Origin of the sequence: Streptomyces sp. NBC_00252, assembly GCF_036187565.1 — a bacterium.
Taxonomy (GTDB): Bacteria; Actinomycetota; Actinomycetes; order Streptomycetales; family Streptomycetaceae; genus Streptomyces.
The window spans coordinates 7,351,923-7,368,136 of the sequence record NZ_CP108087.1 but is presented as its reverse complement, the minus strand read 5'-3'; the positions used below and the strand labels follow the sequence as shown (position 1 = coordinate 7,368,136).

The window sequence follows — 16,214 nt, the reverse complement described above, 5'->3', positions numbered from 1 at the left end:
GCTTTTGCGCCGTGACCACCGTCCGGCTGCCGCTCTTCCCCCTGAACTCCGTTCTGTTCCCGGGGCTCGTGCTTCCTCTGAACATTTTCGAGGAGCGCTATCGCGCCATGATGCGCGATCTGCTCAAGACCCCTGAGGAGGAATCGCGCCGATTCGCCGTCGTGGCCATCCGCGACGGCCACGAGGTGGCGTCCACCGCCCCGGGCATGCCCGACCAGACGGCCGTGCCCGAACGCGGGCCCGCGGCCGGCTTCGGCCCCGACCCGCTCAAGTCCTTCCACTCGGTGGGCTGCGTCGCCGACGCGGCCACGATCCGGGAGCGTGCCGACGGCAGCTTCGAGGTGCTGGCGACGGGCACGACCCGGATGCGGCTGCTCTCCGTCGACGCCTCGGGCCCGTTCCTCACGGCCGAGCTGGAGGAGCTGTCCGAGGAGAAGGGCGACGAAGCAGGTGCTCTCGCTGAAGGCGTGCTACGCGCGTTCCGTCAGTACCAGAAGCGCCTGGCGGGCGCCCGCGAACGCACCCTGTCGACGGGCGAGGCCGAACTCCCGGACGAACCGGCTGTCGTCTCCTACCTCGTCGCAGCGGCGATGATGCTCGACACGGCGACCAAACAACGCCTCCTCCAGGCCCCCGACACCGCCTCCCGCCTGCGCGACGAACTGAAACTCCTTCGCTCCGAGACGGCCATCATCCGTAATCTGCCGTCCCTACCGGCAGCGGACCTGACCCGAGGCCCGACAAGCCTGAACTGACGCGGGAGTCCCCTGATGGCCAAGAAGCAGAAACAGCAGCAGTCGGGTGGCACCCCGGCGACGGTCGCCCTGACGACCGCGGGGGTGCCGTACGAACTCCACGCCTACGACCACGACCCCGCCCACCCCTCCTACGGCGAGGAGGCGGCCGAGGCGATGGGCGTCTCCCCCGACCGGGTCTTCAAGACCCTGGTGGCGGACGTCGACGGCACCCTCACGGTCGCCGTGGTCCCGGTGGCGGGCCAGCTGGACCTGAAGGCCCTGGCGTCGGCGGTGGGCGGCAAACGCGCCACGATGGCCGACCCGGCCCTCGCCGAACGCACCACCGGCTACGTCCGCGGCGGCATCTCCCCCCTGGGCCAGCGCAAAAAACTCCTCACGGTCCTGGACGACTCCGCCACCACCCACGCCACGATCTGCGTCTCGGCCGGCCGCCGCGGCCTGGAGGTGGAACTCTCCCCCAAGGACCTCACCAGCCTCACGCAGGCGGTACTGGCGCCCATCGGCCGTGCGTGACCCCTCGACGCGACCCCTGTCCTCGGTTAAGCACAGAGGACATGTCGAAGAAAACGCGGAAACGAAAGTGGCGCACCCGAAAACACCACGCCAACCACGGCCGCAGGCCGGCGTGACCACCTGAACTTCTAGCACCGGCGGCGCTTCTCAGCCCGTCCGGCGTGTGAGGACGAGGCCGTTCAGGCCGAAAGCGGGGGTCTGGGGGCGGCAGCCCCCAGGGACGGGACGGGTAGGGGCGGCGGGGGCGAAAAAAGCCTCGCCGCACCCACCACAGCCCTTAGGCCGTCGGAGCCCCGTACCCATCCTTGGGAACAGGCCCCTGCTGCAGATACACCGGCTCAGGATCCCGAGGCCCGAACAACGCCGTAAGCCCCAGATGAACGACGAGCGCAGCCACCGGCCAAGCCAGCAACGCCCCCTTCGCCCCCATCTTCAGCGGCGCGGAGAACGTAACCCCCTTACCCACAGCCTTGGCATGCGCGAGCACGTCCTTCGTGGGCCCGAACCACACCCCCAGCCGCCACGCGATGAACGACGCGAGCAACCCACCCACAGCCAGTGCGGCGACGAGCGGCACTCCCCCACGCCGCCGCAGCAGAAACACGACGAGCGCGCTGACGACCCCGAAGGCGACGGCGAGGAGAGTGAACGTTCCGTCCACCCCCACGGCCTGCTCCCCCTCGGAATCCTTGAGGTAGACGACCCAGCTCTTGTCGACGACGTCCCCGACCAGCGGCACATGCGGCGCCAGCCACCACCACAGCACCCCGAGGAGCACCCCACCGACCGCCGAGGTGACGGTGACGACGACGGCCTCGATCACTTCGGCCTTCCAGCCGGGCCCGTCCTGATCGGACTGGCCGGCGGACGAGTCCTGCGGGCCGTGCGCGGGATGTCCGGCACCCGGGTCACCCGGGTTGCCGGGGTCACCCGGGTTGCCGGAGTCACCCGGCGGCTGCCACGGCTCGTGCGAGGACTGGTCACGCGGCGGCGGAGGCGGAGTCAGCGGTGCGGTCACGATGCCATCGTGCCAGGCCCGGCTGTGCGGCGCGTCACCGGACGGCGGCCCGACGGTACGCCCAGGTCGCCACGGCCAGCGAAACGACCCCGACCCCGGCGCATACGGCGAGGTCACCGAGGACGAGCGCCCAGTCCGGATGCGCCCCGAACGTCTGCGCGAACGCCTCCACGCCGTACGTCGAGGGCACCAGATCCCGCAGGAACCGCACCGCCTCGGGCATCCGGTCAGCGGGCAGCACACCCAGCAACAGGGCGGCGGACATCCCCAACTGCCCGAGCAGCGTGGCGAGTTCGGGCCGAGGCGCGAGCAGCCCCAGGGCCGCCCCGAGCCCGGCGAGCGCGGCCCCGGCGAGCGGGATCACCGCCGCCAGGATCCAGATGTTCCCCATCGGCAGCCCGAACAGCACGCACCCGAAGACGGCGGTGAGCGCGGTCCCGGGCACGGTGAAGGAGGCGTACGCCCCCGCCGCGCCGAGCACCACGGCCGCGGGCGGCACCGGCAGGGTGGCGTAGTGGTCGAGCCCGCCGCTGCCGCGCAGCTGCCCGAAGTACTGGGCGAGGAGGTTGAGCCCGACGTAGGCGACGACGAGCACGGACGAGCCGGCGACCACGAACTGGGCGTCGTGGCTGCCGCCGTCGACGACCCCGCGCATCATGATCAGGATGCCGACCGACTGGAAGGTCGCCACGAACAGCAGCGGGATCCGCGCGACCCGCGCCCGGGACAGCTGTGCCCGGTACACGGCGGCCATGGACGGCCACAGCCTGGCCTTCGGCCCCAGCTCGGCCGCGCCCGAGGCGGTGGCCTCCGGCACGGCCAGGGGACCGCTCGGCAGAACATCGGCGGATACGACACTCACGTCGCGCTGCTCCTCTCGACGCCGGAAGTCGTCCTGTCCCCTACGGATACAACGACATTCGCCCTGTCCCATACGGATACGACGGCTCGTGCACTCATGCCTTCACCAGCCCCTTCGCGTTGCCGCCCAGTGCCAGATACACGTCCTCCAGGCTGGGCGTGGCCAGGGTGAAGTCGTCCAGGGCGGCGAACGCGGCCCCGCCGGTCACCGTGGCGACCGCGACCCGGGCCTCCTCGGGCGCCAGCCGGAGCGTCCAGCGGCGGCCCGACTCGACGGCGCGGTCCCGCAGCGCGGCGACCTCCGGGACGTCCAGCGGGGGCTTCTCCCGCCACACCAGCTCGACCCGCACCTCGCCCGCGACCTGTTCCTTGAGCCCGGCGGGGGTGTCGCAGGCGATGACCTTGCCCTGGTCGAGGACGGCGACCCGGTCGAGGACGGTCTCGGCCTCGATGACGTTGTGGGTGACGAGCAGCACGGTGGACCCGCGCTCGGCCCGGCGCCGGTCGACGGCGGACCACACGGCCCTGCGCGCCACCGGGTCCATCCCCGTGGTCGGCTCGTCCAGCACCAGCAGCGGCCGCTCCCCGACCAGCGCGGCGGCCACACACGCCAGCCGCCGCTGCCCACCGGACAGCTTCTTCAGCGGCCGCCCGGCGATGGCCGTGAGCCCCAGTTCGTCGAGTACGGCGTCCCGCTCGGCGCGCGCTTCGCGCAGGTCGAGGCCGCGCAGCCGGGCGGTGGTCTCGGCGGCGAGCGACACGGTGAGTTCGTCGAGGGCGGTGGACTCCTGGCCGAGGTAGGCGAGGATCCGCGCGGCCCGCTCGGGGTGGCGCACGATGTCGTGGCCGAGGATTTCGACGCTGCCGGCGTCGGGCCGCATGAGCCCGGTCAGCTGGCGTACGAGGGTGGACTTGCCGGCGCCGTTCGGCCCGAGCAGTCCGAAGATCTCGCCGCGGCGGATATCGAGGGTGACGTCGTCGGTGGCCCGCACCTCGGGGGTGCCGGGCGCGCCGCGCCGGCCGCGTACCGGCGGATAGGTCTTGCTGAGCCCGCGCACCGCGCACACGACATCGTCACCGTGTCGACATGCCTGTCCCGCGCGCGTACTCACAAGGGACGAGCCTACGGGGTCCGGAGCCCCTGCCCGCTCGCGGGTCGGTCGAGAACCGCAAATACCCCGGTAAAGAGCGTCAATCCCCCGCGGGGGCGTGCTCGGCCGCCGTCCGTACGTCGATCTCGCGCCAGAACCCGGCCCGGATCGCGTACCGGTCGTGCTCGTCGATCTGGTCGTCCTTGTGCGCGAGAAGGCCGAACCGGGCGGCGTAGCGCAGCAGTTCGCCGTCGATGCGGTGCGGGACGCGGGGGTACATCCCGGACAGTTTCTGCAGGTGGGTGCCGTGGTCGCCGAGGCGGCCCATCCAGCGGCGGGCGAAGACCTGGCCCACTTCGTAGGGGTCGCCGCCGACCGTGGTGATGTCCTCCTCGCGGTCGGCCCAGCGCTGCTCGGCGGTGGTCAGCTGGGCCAGCGTCGGCATGGAGGCGACCTCGGGCGGCTCGGCGGCGCCGCCCGGGCGGTCGACCCACCCCTTGTCGGAGGACCAGCGCAGGGTGGCGCTGGCGGGCTGCTGCGCGGGAGCCGCGGCACCGGGGGCCTTCAGGCTCGCCAGGTCCTTGGGGGTGGGCACGCCCTTGGGCGCGGGCACCCGCTCCTGCGTGCCGTTCTCCGAGCCGGCCTCCGCGGTCGTGTGCTCGCTCTCCTCGGCCGGCCGCTCGCGCGCGGCCGGCGCGGACTCGGGCAGCGGTGCGGACAGGATCGCGGCGATCTCCGGCCGCGGCACGGGCGGCGGCGCGCACACCCCGCCGAGATCCTTCGCCCGTACGGCCTTGGTGATCCAGGTCCGGTCCAGCACCCGCCGCTCGTCGGCCTCGGCGACCAGGTCCTCGGACTGGTTGTAGTCCCCGTCGGCGGCCTGCACGGCCCACAGGTGTACGGCGACGCCGTGCTCCTTGGCGGCCATCATGCCCGGCAGCAGATCGCCGTCGCCGGTGACGAGCACGACGTCGGAGCAGGCGCGGTTGCGGGCCAGCTCGGTCAGCTCGGCGTGCATGGCGGCGTCGACGCCCTTTTGCGCCCAGCGGCCGTCGCTGCGGGTCAGGGCGCCGAGGCGGACGGTGACGCGGGGCATCACGCGCAGCCTGCGGTGCTCGGGCTGGGGGACGCGGTCGGGGGCGCCGTCGAACCAGTAGATGCGCAGCAGGGGTCGTTCGGTGTCGGACTCGGCGCGCTCGCGCAGGCCCTGGATGAGGGCGGCGTGATCGACGGTGATCCTGGAGCGCGAGGGCTCTCCGGCGAGGAGACTGGCCGCCGCCCCCAGCAGATACCCGGCGTCCACCAGGACGATGCAGCGGTCCACGCGACTCACCCTCTTCCCGGTCGGTTTCCTTCGGGCTTCCTTCGAGTCTGCCCGACCGCACAGGGGTTAACGGCCCGAACTCGATCTTCGGCGTGGCGTTTGCGGACTCGACTCCTCTACCAACCCTGTCACAGACCGTAATTATCCGAAATGCGATCTCTATCAGCCTATGTGAATCTGATCCCGATCCTGGCCCCGAGATCCCTTCAGGAGGTAGATCACCATGGCCAAGAACAGGAAGAACAACCGCGATCAGCAGAAGTCCTCGGCCCCCGACCGCGCTGCGGAGCAGTCCGGGTCGACATCGGCACAGGACCAGGCCGAGCAGCGCATATCCCAGGCGACTCCGGGCGACATGGCCCGCAAGAGCCGCGAGAAGCGCTTCGGCCACAACTGATCTCTGTTTTCAAGGCTGTTGAGATCCAGACATACACCGAGGGGCGCATCCGTCGACGGATGCGCCCCTCGGTCGTGTCCCTCTCTCAGCCGGCCAGGCAGGCCGGGCCGAGCAGCACCTTCAGGTCGCCGAACAGGGCCGGGTCCGGCTTGACCCGGTGCCGGTCCAGGCGCAGGACGGTGGTCTTGGTCGGGCCCTGGAGCTTGATGCGGACCTCGCTGTCGCCCCGGTGGTGGCTGAGGATCTCCCCGAGCCTGCTGACCATGGGCGGCGTGACCCTGGTCGCCGGGATCGTGAGGATCACGGGCGCGTTGGTGCCCGCGTTCGACAGGTCCGGGACCATCAGCTCCATCGCGACCAGGCGCGGCACGTCCTCGCGCTTGTCGAGGCGGCCCTTGACGAACACGATGGCGTCCTCGACGAGTTGGGTCGACACCAGCTGGTAGGTCGCCGGGAAGAACATGCACTCGATGGAGCCGGCGAGGTCCTCGACGGTGGCGATCGCCCAGGCGTTGCCCTGCTTGGTCATCTTGCGCTGGAGGCCCGAGATGATGCCGCCGATGGTGACGACCGCGCCGTCCGAGTGCTCACCTCCGGTGAGCTGGGCGATGCCCGCGTCGGCCTTGTCGGAGAGCACGTGCTCCAGGCCGAAGAGCGGGTGGTCGGAGACGTAGAGACCGAGCATCTCCCGCTCCTGCGCGAGGAGATACGTCTTCTCCCACTCGTCGGTGGTGAACTCCACGTCGAGTCCGAAGCCGGGCTCGCTGGTGTCCTCCTCGCCCATCCCCCCGAAGAGGTCGAACTGTCCCTCGGCCTCCTTGCGCTTGACCGCCACCACGTTGTCGATCATCGGCTCGAAGTGCGCGGTGAGGCCCTTGCGGGTGTGGCCCAGGGTGTCGAACGCCCCGGCCTTGATGAGGGATTCGGTGGTCCGCTTGTTGCAGGCGGCGGCCTCGACCTTGTCCAGGTAGTCGGGGAACGAGCCGTACTTCCCCTTCGCCTTGCGGGACCTGATGATCGAGTCGACCACGTTCGTGCCGACGTTGCGCACGGCCTCCAGGCCGAAGAGGATCACGTCGTCGCCCTGGGCGGCGAAGTTGTGCACCGACTCGTTGACGTTCGGCGGGAGCACCTTGATCTTCATGCGGCGGCACTCGTTGAGGTAGATCGCGGACTTGTCCTTGTCGTCCTTGACCGAGGTGAGCAGCGCCGCCATGTACTCGGCCGGGTAGTTGGCCTTCAGGTAGGCGGTCCAGTACGAGACCAGGCCGTACGCGGCGGAGTGCGCCTTGTTGAACGCGTAGCCGGCGAAGGGGACCAGGACGTCCCACAGGGCCTGGATCGCCTCGTCGCTGTAGCCCTTGTCCTGGGCGCCCTTCTGGAAGAGGACGAAGTTCTTCGCCAGCTCGTCGGGCTTCTTCTTGCCCATCACGCGGCGCAGGATGTCGGCCTCGCCGAGCGAGTACCCGGCGACGATCTGCGCGGCCTTCTGCACCTGCTCCTGGTACACGATCAGGCCGTAGGTCACCGCGAGGACCTCCTCGAGGGGCTCCTCCAGCTCCTTGTGGATCGGCGTGATCTCCTGGCGGCCGTTCTTGCGCTCCGCGTAGTTGATGTGCGAGTTCATGCCCATCGGACCCGGGCGGTACAGGGCCGAGACGGCGGAGATGTCCTCGAAGTTGTCGGGCTGCATCTGGCGCAGCAGGGAGCGCATCGGGCCGCCGTCGAACTGGAAGACGCCCAATGTGTCGCCGCGGCAGAGCAGTTCGAAGGTCTTGGGGTCGTCGAGCGGGAGGGCGAGCATCTCCAGGTCGATGCCCTTGTTGGACTTCACCATCTTGATGGCGTCGTCCATGATCGTGAGGTTGCGCAGGCCCAGGAAGTCCATCTTCAGCAGGCCGAGCGACTCGCACTGCGGGTAGTCCCACTGCGTGATGGTCACGCCGTCCGTGTGGCGGACCCACACCGGTGCGTGGTCGACGATGGGCTCGCTGGACATGATGACGCCGGCCGCGTGCACGCCCATCTGCCGGACCAGGCCCTCGACGCCCTTGGCGGTGTCGATGACCTTCTTGACGTCCGGTTCATTCTCGTACATCCCGCGGATCTCGCCCGCCTCGCCGTAGCGGGGGTGCTTGGGGTCGGTGATGCCGGAGAGGTCGATGCCCTTGCCGAGGACGTCGGCGGGCATCGCCTTGGTGAGCCGGTCGCCCATCGCGTACGGGTAGCCCAGCACGCGCGCGGAGTCCTTGATGGCGTTCTTGGCCTTGATCTTGCCGTAGGTGCCGATCATGGCGACCTTGTCGGCGCCGTACTTCTCCGTCACGTACCGGATCACCTCGACGCGCCGGCGCTCGTCGAAGTCGATGTCGACATCGGGCATGGAGACGCGCTCGGGGTTGAGGAACCGCTCGAAGATCAGGCCGTGCGGGATGGGGTCGAGGTCGGTGATGCCCATGGCGTACGCGACGATCGAACCGGCCGCGGAACCACGGCCGGGGCCCACCGCGATGCCGTTGTTCTTCGCCCACATGATGAAGTCGGCGACGACGAGGAAGTAGCCCGGGAACCCCATCTGGATGATGACGTCCATCTCGTAGTCCGCCTGCTTCTGGCGGTCGTCCGGGATGCCGCCCGGGAAGCGGCGCTCCATGCCGCGCCGGACCTCCTCCTTGAACCAGGTGACCTCGGTGAAGCCGTCCGGGATGTCGAACTTCGGCATGAGGTTCTTGGCCTCGAACATGCCGGAGGTGTCGATCTGTTCGGCGACCAGGAGGGTGTTGCGGCAGCCCTCCTGCCAGGCGTCGGAGGAGTCCACGGCGTACATCTCGTCGGTGGACTTCAGGTAGTAGCCGGTGCCGTCGAAGCGGAAGCGGTCCGGGTCGGAGAGGTTCTTGCCGGTCTGGATGCAGAGCAGGGCGTCGTGCGCGACGGACTCGTGGGCGTACGTGTAGTGCGAGTCGTTCGTCACCAGGGGCGGGATGCCGAGCTTCTTGCCGATGTCCAACAGGCCGTCACGGACCCGGTGTTCGATCTCGATGCCGTGGTCCATCAGCTCCAGGAAGTAGCGGTCCTTGCCGAAGATGTCCTGGTACTCGGCCGCCGCCTTCAGGGCCTCGTCGTACTGGCCGAGGCGCAGCCGGGTCTGGAGCTCGCCGGAGGGGCAGCCGGTGGAGGCGATGAGCCCCTCGGACCACTGGGAGATGGTCTCCTTGTCCATGCGCGGCCACTTCTGGAGCCAGCCCTCGGCGTACGCGTCCGAGGACAGCTTGAAGAGGTTGTGCAGGCCCGTCTTGTTCGCCGCCCAGATCGTCTTGTGGGTGTAACCACCGGAACCGGAGACGTCGTCGCGCTTCTGGTGCGGCTGGCCCCACTGGATCTTCCGCTTGTTGCGCCGCGACTCGGGGGCGACGTACGCCTCGATGCCGATGATCGGGGTGACGCCCGCCTTCTTCGCCGTGTGGAAGAAGTCGTAGGCCCCGTGCAGGTTGCCGTGGTCGGACATCGCGATATGGGTCATGCCCATCTCGTTGCACGCGTCGAACATGTCCTTGAGCCGCGCGGCACCGTCCAGGAGCGAGTACTGGGTGTGGACATGCAGGTGCGTGAACGGCGGCTTTGACACGGCTTGGCCTCCAGGGGAAACGATCGACAAAGTGCGGCGGACGGTCTGGGGGGACGAGACCGAATCCTATGCCTGACCACTGACACACGGCGGGCACTCCCACGTACCTTCGAGCGTTGGAAGGTGACGACAGACCCGTCACATGTCACGCACCACCCGTACCAGGAGGCACAGAGCGATGTCGGTTCCGCAGCTCAACGACGAGCACCGCGGCGAGGAGATCCTTGCCGTCTTCGACACCGCCTTCGGCGAGCTCCTGGCCGCCGACCCGGCCGCGTTCCGCGTGAAGTTCCGGAAGATGGCAGCCTCGGCCTTCGCGTTCTACCGGGGCACCGCGGCGCTCTTCTACCACGACCTCGACGCGGAGAAGCGGGGCGGCCCGTACCTGGACGACCGCACCTCGCGCGTGTGGATCCACGGCGACCTGCACGCCGAGAACTTCGGCACGTACATGGACTCGAACGGCCGCCTGGTCTTCAACGTGAACGACTTCGACGAGGCCTACGTCGGCCCCTTCACCTGGGACCTCAAGCGCTTCGCCGCCTCCGTGGCGCTCATCGGGTACGCGAAGGCGCTCAGTGACGAGCAGATCACCGAGCTGGTGCGGGTCTACGCGGGCGCGTACCGCGAGCGGATCCACGCGCTGGCGACCGGCGCGAAGAGCGACGAGGTGCCGCCGTTCACCCTGGACACGGCCGACGGCCCGCTCCTGGGAGCGCTGCGCACGGCCCGCTCGCTGACCCGCTTCGAGCTGCTGGACTCGATGACCGAGATCCGTGACTTCGAGCGCCGCTTCGCGCCGGGCGGCGGCTCCATCGAGCTGGACGCGGCCACCCGGTACAAGGTCCTCGCGGCCTTCGACGGCTACCTGGAGACGCTCCCCGAGTCCTCCCTCGACCGCCCGGACTCGTACCGCGTGAAGGACGTCGTCGGCCGCCGGGGCATCGGCATCGGCTCGGCCGGCCTGCCGTCGTACAACATCCTTCTGGAGGGCAACAGCGACGCCCTGGAGAACGATGTGGTGATCTACATCAAGCAGGCCCAGACGCCGGCCGTCTCGCGGCACATCACGGACGCGGCGATCCGGGACTACTTCCAGCACGAGGGCCACCGCACGGTGATCTCGCAGCGCGCCCTCCAGGCGCACGCGGACCCGTGGCTGGGCTGGACCGAGCTGGGCGGGACCGGGCAGCTGGTCGCCGAGGTGTCGCCGTACGCGGTGGACCTGGACTGGAGCGACATCGACGACCCGGAGGAGATCGCCGCCGTCGTCGCGGACCTCGGGCGGGCCACGGCGACGATGCACGCGGCGGCCGACGACCAGTCCGGCGAGTCCCTGGTGCCGTTCTCCACGGAGCGCGCCATCGACGCGGCCATCGCGGCCGACGAGGACGGCTTCGCGGGCGTGCTCGTCGACTTCGCGCACAGCTACGGCGCACGCGCGCGTGCCGACCACCAGACCTTCGTCGACCTGTTCCGCAACGGCCGGATTCCGGGTCTGTAACCATCCGTACGCTCACAGGAACCCTTTAGCGGTGCCTTACCGGAGCACGTGACAGACTCTCCTCCGCTATGGACATATCCGGGATCCAGCTCAGGGCCGTACGCGCGGCGCTGTTCACGGCACTGGTCGTGACGCTCAGCACCGCGTCGCACGTGCTGCTGTCCCGGGTCCCCCTGCCGCTCGGCACGGTGGCGGCGATCGCCGCCACCGTGTTCGTCATCGCGTACGCACTGGCGGGCCGCGAGCGCGGCTTCGGCCGGATCGCCGCCCTCCTGATCCCCCTGGAGCTGGCCGCCGACACGGTCTTCACCACCGGCCAGCACGCCTGCTACGGCAGGGCGGGCGGCCCGGTCGCCGGACCGCTGCGCGCGGTCGGCCTGGACGTGCTGTGCAGCGGCGGCGGCGTGGGCACCTCGCTGGCCCGGGTGACCGGCGATCCCCATCAGGCGGCGGCGCTGCTCGCGCACACCGACACCACCGCGGCCTGGCTGCTGCTCGGCGCGCACATCGGTGTCGGGCTGCTGGCCGCCGCCTATCTGCGCCGCGGCGAGCGCGCGATCTCCGAACTCCTGCGCGCGGCCACCGCGGTGGGCTTCCGCCCGCTGCTGCTGGCCGTCGCCGCGGTGACGGGCCGCCGCACCGCGCCGGTCCGCCGGCTGCCGCGTGCCGCGCACCGCACGGCCACCGCCCGTGAACGGCTGCTGGTGCACTCCCTGGGACGGCGTGGACCGCCGTGCTCGGTTCTCCTCGCGGTCTGAAACGCCCCAGGTACCTGAGCACACCCAAGTCCCCCACACGTATTCCGCGTACGACGTGTACGCGTCCCATATGGAGATCACCAACATGAGCAAGCGGAACAGCGCAGCGGCGAAGACGGCGGCCCGTGAGCGGCTGCGCGCCGAGCGCGAGCGCCAGGCCAAGCGCGCGAAGGTCAAGCGGCAACTCATCGTCGCCGGTTCGGTCGTCGCCGTCCTCGCGATAGCGGGCGGCATAGGCTACGCCGTCGTCCAGAACAACAAGCCCAGTTACTGGGAGGGCCTGAAGGACGCCAAGGTCACCGCCCCGGCGAACACCACGGGCACCAAGGGCACGACGGTGATCATCGGCAAGGCGAGCGCGAAGAAGACGCTCAAGGAGTACGAGGACCCGCGCTGCCCGGTCTGCGCCCAGTTCGAGCAGACCGTCGGCTCGACCGTCGTGAAGGACGTCGACGACGGCAAGTACAAGATCCAGTACGTCGGCGGCACGTTCATCGACAACCACGACAACGGCGTGGGCTCCAAGAACGCGCTGAGCGCCCTGGGTGCCGCGCTGAACGTCAGCCCCACCGCGTTCCTGGAGTACAAGTCCGCGCTGTACTCGACGAAGTACCACCCGGAGGAGACGACCGACAAGTTCAAGGACGACAGCTACCTGATCAAGGTCGCGAACACGGTCTCCGCGCTGAAGAACAACACGGCGTTCCAGACCGCCGTCAAGAAGGGCACCTACGACGCCTGGGCGATGGCCATGTCGAAGACCTTCGACAACAACAAGGACGGCGTGACGGGCACCCCGAGCTTCGTCATGAACGGCAAGATGCTCACCGCCGACTCCTCGGGCAACCCGCCCATGTCGGTGGCGGACTTCACCCGGGTCGTGGACGCGGCGCTCAAGGGCTGAGTCGACGGGCGGTGGAAGAGCGGGCGAACTTTTACGAGTTCGCCCGCTCTCGTTGATACCGGTCAGTAACCTGTTCGCTCGTGACCAGTCGATACAGAGCAACCGAGGGTGTCAACCCGCCCTCCCCGCGCCGCCGTACGGTCGTCAAGGCCGCGGCCGCCACCGCCGTTCTGGCCGGCCCGCTCGTCGCCGCGCTGCCCGCGGGGGCCGCCACCGAGACGCCCGCCTTCCTGCACGGTGTCGCCTCCGGGGACCCGCTCCCGGACGGGATCCTGCTGTGGACCCGGGTGACGCCCACCGCCGAGGCGGTCCCGGGTTCGGGGCTCGGCCCGGACACCGAGGTGAGCTGGACCGTCGCCAGGGACAAGGCGTTCACCACCGTCGTCTCCCGGGGCTCCCTCACCGCGAGCGCCGCCTCCGACCACACCGTCAAGGCCGACATCCGCGGCCTGGAAACGGCCACCGACTACTGGTTCCGCTTCTCGGCCGGCGGGACCGACTCCCCCGCGGCGCGCACCCGCACCGCGCCGGCGGCGGACGCGAACGTGACCGGCCTCCGCTTCGGCGTCGTCACCTGCGCCAACTGGGAGGCGGGCTACTTCTCGTCGTACCGCCATCTCGCGGCCCGCAGCGACCTCGACGCGTGGCTGCATCTCGGGGACTACATCTACGAGTACAAGTCCGGCGAGTACGGGACGCGCGGCACGGTCGTACGGCCGCACGCGCCCCTGAACGAGATCATCACGCTCGCCGACTACCGCACCCGGCACGGCAAGTACAAGACCGACCCCGACCTCCAGGCGCTGCACCTGAAGGCGCCGGTCATCGCGATCTGGGACGACCACGAGTTCGCGGACAACGCCTGGTCGGGCGGCGCGGTCAACCACACCGAGGGCGCCGAGGGCACCTGGACGGCCCGTCAGGCCGCCGCGAAACAGGCGTACTTCGAGTGGATGCCGGTCCGCCCCGCCATCGCGGGCACCACCTACCGCCGCCTCCGCTTCGGCAAGCTGGCCGACCTCTCGCTGCTCGACCTGCGCTCCTTCCGTTCGCAGCAGGCGAGTTCGGGCAGCGGTTCGGTCGACGACCCGGACCGTACGATCACGGGCCGCGCCCAACTCGACTGGCTGAAGGCCGGGTTGAAGGCGTCGGACACCAAGTGGCGGCTGGTCGGCAACTCGGTGATGATCGCGCCGTTCGTCATCGGCTCGCTCACCGCCGACCTGCTCAAACCGCTCGCCAAGCTGCTGGACCTGCCGCAGGACGGCATAGGCATCAACACCGACCAGTGGGACGGCTACACCGACGACCGCCGTGAACTCCTCGCCCATCTGCGCTCGAACGCGATCGGCAACACGGTCTTCCTCACCGGCGACATCCACATGTCCTGGGCCAACGACGTACCGGTGGACGCCGGCACGTACCCGCTGTCGCCGTCCGCGGCCACGGAGTTCGTGATCACGTCGGTGACCTCCGACAACCTCGACGACCTCGTGAAGGTCCCCGAGGGCACGGTCTCCGCGCTCGCCGCCCCGCTCATCCAGGTCGCCAACCGGCACGTCCACTGGGTCGACACCGACCGCCACGGCTACGGCGTGCTCGACATCACGGCCGACCGCGCGCAGATGGACTACTACGTCCTGTCCGACCGCACCTCGCCGACCGCGACCTCGTCCTGGGAGCGCTCGTACCGCACCCGCAGCGGCACGCAGAAGGTGGAACGGACCTACGACCCGGTGTAGTTACAGCGTCTCGAGGAAGCCGAGCGCCACCCGCCAGGTGGCCTCGGCGGCCTCCTCGTCGTAGTCCGGAAGGCCGGGGTCGGTGTACAGGTGACCGGCTCCGGCGTACCGGTAGATCTCGACGTCGGCGCCCGCCCTGCCCATCTGGAGGTACCAGGAGCTGAGCCAGTCGTCGGTCTCGAACTGGTCCGGCTCGGCGACATGCAGCTGCACCGGCAGACCGTCGACGGAGGCGTTGGCCGCGATGTCCGAGGTGCCGTGCAGGAGGAGCAGCCCGCGGGCCTTCTCGTCGCCGAGGGCGAGGGTCTGCGCGACGGAGGCGCCGAGCGAGAACCCGGCGTAGACGAGCCCGCGCTCCGAATAGGGGGCGGCGGCCAGCACGGCCCGCTTCAGCAGCTCGTCCTTGCCGATCCCGTCGTTGAAGGCCATGCCCTCCTCGACCGTCTCGAACGTGCGCCCCTCGAAGAGGTCCGGCGTCCACACCTCGTGGCCCGCCGCGCGCAGCCGCTCGGCGGCCTCGCGCACGGCCGGCCGGGGACCGTACGTCGAGTGGAAGAGCATGATGTTCATGAAGCCATCGTGCCAGTACGGTCGGACACATGGAGAACGTACTGCGCCCGCTGATCGTCATAGGCGGCTCCGTCGTCCTCACGCTGCTCATCGGCTGGGTCACCGACCTACTGCTGCGGAAGGCGGACGCCCGGCACGACGACACCACGCTGTGGGGACTGCTGCGCCGGGGCCGCGTGCCCTACCACATGGTGCTCTGCGCGGCCTTCCTCAGAGCCTCCTACGACCAGGCACAACTGCTGGAGGAACACCGGGTCGGCATCGGCCAGACCCTCACCCTGGTGCTGATCGGCGCCACCGCGTGGCTGATGATCCGGGTCGCCGCGGCGATTGTGGAGTCGTCGTACGCCCGCTACGCCCGCGCCTCGCGCGACGCGGCCCGGGTCCGCCGGGTCCGCACCCAGGTGACATTGATCACGCGGGTGGTGGCCGCGATCGTCGGTGTGGTGGCGGTCGCCGCGATGCTGCTGACGTTCCCGGCGATGCGCGCGGCCGGTGCGTCACTGCTGGCCTCGGCGGGTGTCCTCGGCATCGTCGCCGGTGTGGCCGCCCAGTCGACACTGGCCAACCTCTTCGCGGGGCTGCAGATCGCCTTCGGCGACATGGTGCGCATCGGCGACACGGTGGTGGTGGACGGCGAATGGGGCACGATCGAGGAGATCACCCTCACCTTCCTCACGGTACGGACCTGGGACGAACGCCGGATCACCATGCCGGTGTCGTACTTCACGTCCAAGCCGTTCGAGAACTGGTCCCGCGGCACCCCGCAGATGACCGGCATCGTCTACTTCCAGGTCGACCACTCGGCCCCGGTCGACGCGATGCGCGAACAACTCCGCGAGATCCTCCGCGCCTGCCCCGCCTGGGACGGCCGCAGCTACGGCCTCGTCGTCACCGACACCACCCCCAACACCATGGAGGTGCGCGCCCTCGTCACGGCGAAGGACGCGGACGACATCTGGACGGTCCGCGTCACCGTCCGCGAACAGATGATCCGCTGGCTGTACGTGGAACACCCCTACGCTCTCCCCCGCGTCAACACCGCGGACGCGGCCCCGATCCCCGCGGACGACCCGTCTCCGAACGGGACGGGTCGTGGTCGGGCGCTGCATGAGCCTCCGGCGGGAAATGCCCGGGGGTGAGGGAGCC

14 protein-coding genes are annotated in these 16,214 nt (G+C 69.8%); 8 read left to right on the top strand and 6 right to left on the bottom strand.

Annotated elements, in window-relative coordinates:
* Positions 1-11: 11 nt before the first annotated feature.
* Positions 12-755 carry an LON peptidase substrate-binding domain-containing protein gene (locus OHT77_RS32670; protein WP_328832005.1) on the top strand — a complete coding sequence of 248 codons (744 nt, stop codon included), beginning with the start codon at positions 12-14 and terminating at the stop codon, positions 753-755.
* A gap of 15 nt (positions 756-770) precedes the next feature.
* Positions 771-1,271 (top strand): Cys-tRNA(Pro) deacylase, encoded by a 501-nt coding sequence (gene ybaK / locus OHT77_RS32665; protein WP_328832004.1) that lies wholly within the window; start codon positions 771-773, stop codon positions 1,269-1,271.
* Between the two features lie 277 nt (positions 1,272-1,548).
* Here ybaK and OHT77_RS32660 read toward each other — a convergent pair whose 3' ends face one another.
* From OHT77_RS32660 to OHT77_RS32645, 4 genes are all read right to left on the bottom strand, one after another.
* Positions 1,549-2,289 carry a DUF2567 domain-containing protein gene (locus OHT77_RS32660; protein ID WP_328832003.1) on the bottom strand — a complete coding sequence of 247 codons (741 nt, stop codon included), beginning with the start codon at positions 2,287-2,289 and terminating at the stop codon, positions 1,549-1,551.
* A gap of 34 nt (positions 2,290-2,323) precedes the next feature.
* The gene (locus tag OHT77_RS32655) at positions 2,324-3,151 is read right to left on the bottom strand and encodes an ABC transporter permease (protein ID WP_266767751.1); all 828 of its coding nucleotides are present in this window, start codon (positions 3,149-3,151) and stop codon (positions 2,324-2,326) included.
* Positions 3,152-3,245: 94 nt separating this feature from the next.
* Positions 3,246-4,217, bottom strand: a complete 972-nt coding sequence (locus OHT77_RS32650; RefSeq protein WP_328832002.1) for an ABC transporter ATP-binding protein — start codon at positions 4,215-4,217, stop codon at positions 3,246-3,248.
* A gap of 124 nt (positions 4,218-4,341) precedes the next feature.
* Complete coding sequence (locus OHT77_RS32645; RefSeq protein ID WP_328832000.1) at positions 4,342-5,565, bottom strand: NYN domain-containing protein; 1,224 nt, start codon at positions 5,563-5,565, stop codon at positions 4,342-4,344.
* Between the two features lie 223 nt (positions 5,566-5,788).
* On the opposite strand from OHT77_RS32645, the gene OHT77_RS32640 reads away from it, so the two are divergent.
* Positions 5,789-5,962 carry a hypothetical protein gene (locus tag OHT77_RS32640; RefSeq protein ID WP_328831999.1) on the top strand — a complete coding sequence of 58 codons (174 nt, stop codon included), beginning with the start codon at positions 5,789-5,791 and terminating at the stop codon, positions 5,960-5,962.
* Between the two features lie 85 nt (positions 5,963-6,047).
* Here the strand turns inward: OHT77_RS32640 and dnaE are convergent, their stop codons facing one another.
* On the bottom strand, positions 6,048-9,587 hold the full coding sequence (gene dnaE, locus OHT77_RS32635; protein ID WP_328831997.1) for a DNA polymerase III subunit alpha: 3,540 nt from the start codon (positions 9,585-9,587) through the stop codon (positions 6,048-6,050).
* A 178-nt stretch (positions 9,588-9,765) separates the two neighbouring features.
* Between dnaE and OHT77_RS32630 the strand changes: the two genes are divergently transcribed.
* The 4 genes from OHT77_RS32630 (at position 9,766) to OHT77_RS32615 (ending at position 14,495) form a co-directional block, all read left to right on the top strand.
* Positions 9,766-11,091, top strand: coding sequence for a DUF2252 domain-containing protein (locus OHT77_RS32630; RefSeq protein ID WP_328831995.1), 1,326 nt, complete (start codon positions 9,766-9,768; stop codon positions 11,089-11,091).
* Between the two features lie 68 nt (positions 11,092-11,159).
* Positions 11,160-11,849, top strand: a complete 690-nt coding sequence (locus tag OHT77_RS32625) for a hypothetical protein (RefSeq protein ID WP_328831994.1) — start codon at positions 11,160-11,162, stop codon at positions 11,847-11,849.
* Positions 11,850-11,934: 85 nt separating this feature from the next.
* The gene (locus OHT77_RS32620) at positions 11,935-12,753 is read left to right on the top strand and encodes a DsbA family protein (protein WP_328831993.1); all 819 of its coding nucleotides are present in this window, start codon (positions 11,935-11,937) and stop codon (positions 12,751-12,753) included.
* A gap of 80 nt (positions 12,754-12,833) precedes the next feature.
* Positions 12,834-14,495 (top strand): alkaline phosphatase D family protein, encoded by a 1,662-nt coding sequence (locus tag OHT77_RS32615; protein WP_328831992.1) that lies wholly within the window; start codon positions 12,834-12,836, stop codon positions 14,493-14,495.
* Here OHT77_RS32615 and OHT77_RS32610 read toward each other — a convergent pair whose 3' ends face one another.
* On the bottom strand, positions 14,496-15,065 hold the full coding sequence (locus tag OHT77_RS32610) for a dienelactone hydrolase family protein (RefSeq protein ID WP_328831991.1): 570 nt from the start codon (positions 15,063-15,065) through the stop codon (positions 14,496-14,498).
* Between the two features lie 29 nt (positions 15,066-15,094).
* Here OHT77_RS32610 and OHT77_RS32605 point away from each other — a divergent pair, with 29 nt between their 5' ends.
* Positions 15,095-16,207: a mechanosensitive ion channel family protein gene (locus OHT77_RS32605; protein WP_328831990.1), complete on the top strand. Its 1,113-nt coding sequence runs from the start codon at positions 15,095-15,097 to the stop codon at positions 16,205-16,207.
* Positions 16,208-16,214 lie beyond the last annotated feature (7 nt).

Coding starts and splice junctions, on each gene's coding strand:
- OHT77_RS32620 (WP_328831993.1), top strand. CDS start 11,935: ATGAGCAAGCGGAACAGCGCAGCGGCGAAGACGGCGGCCCGTGAGCGG.
- OHT77_RS32605 (WP_328831990.1), top strand. CDS start 15,095: ATGGAGAACGTACTGCGCCCGCTGATCGTCATAGGCGGCTCCGTCGTC.
- OHT77_RS32630 (WP_328831995.1), top strand. CDS start 9,766: ATGTCGGTTCCGCAGCTCAACGACGAGCACCGCGGCGAGGAGATCCTT.
- ybaK (WP_328832004.1), top strand. CDS start 771: ATGGCCAAGAAGCAGAAACAGCAGCAGTCGGGTGGCACCCCGGCGACG.
- OHT77_RS32610 (WP_328831991.1), bottom strand. CDS start 15,065: ATGAACATCATGCTCTTCCACTCGACGTACGGTCCCCGGCCGGCCGTG.
- OHT77_RS32625 (WP_328831994.1), top strand. CDS start 11,160: ATGGACATATCCGGGATCCAGCTCAGGGCCGTACGCGCGGCGCTGTTC.
- OHT77_RS32640 (WP_328831999.1), top strand. CDS start 5,789: ATGGCCAAGAACAGGAAGAACAACCGCGATCAGCAGAAGTCCTCGGCC.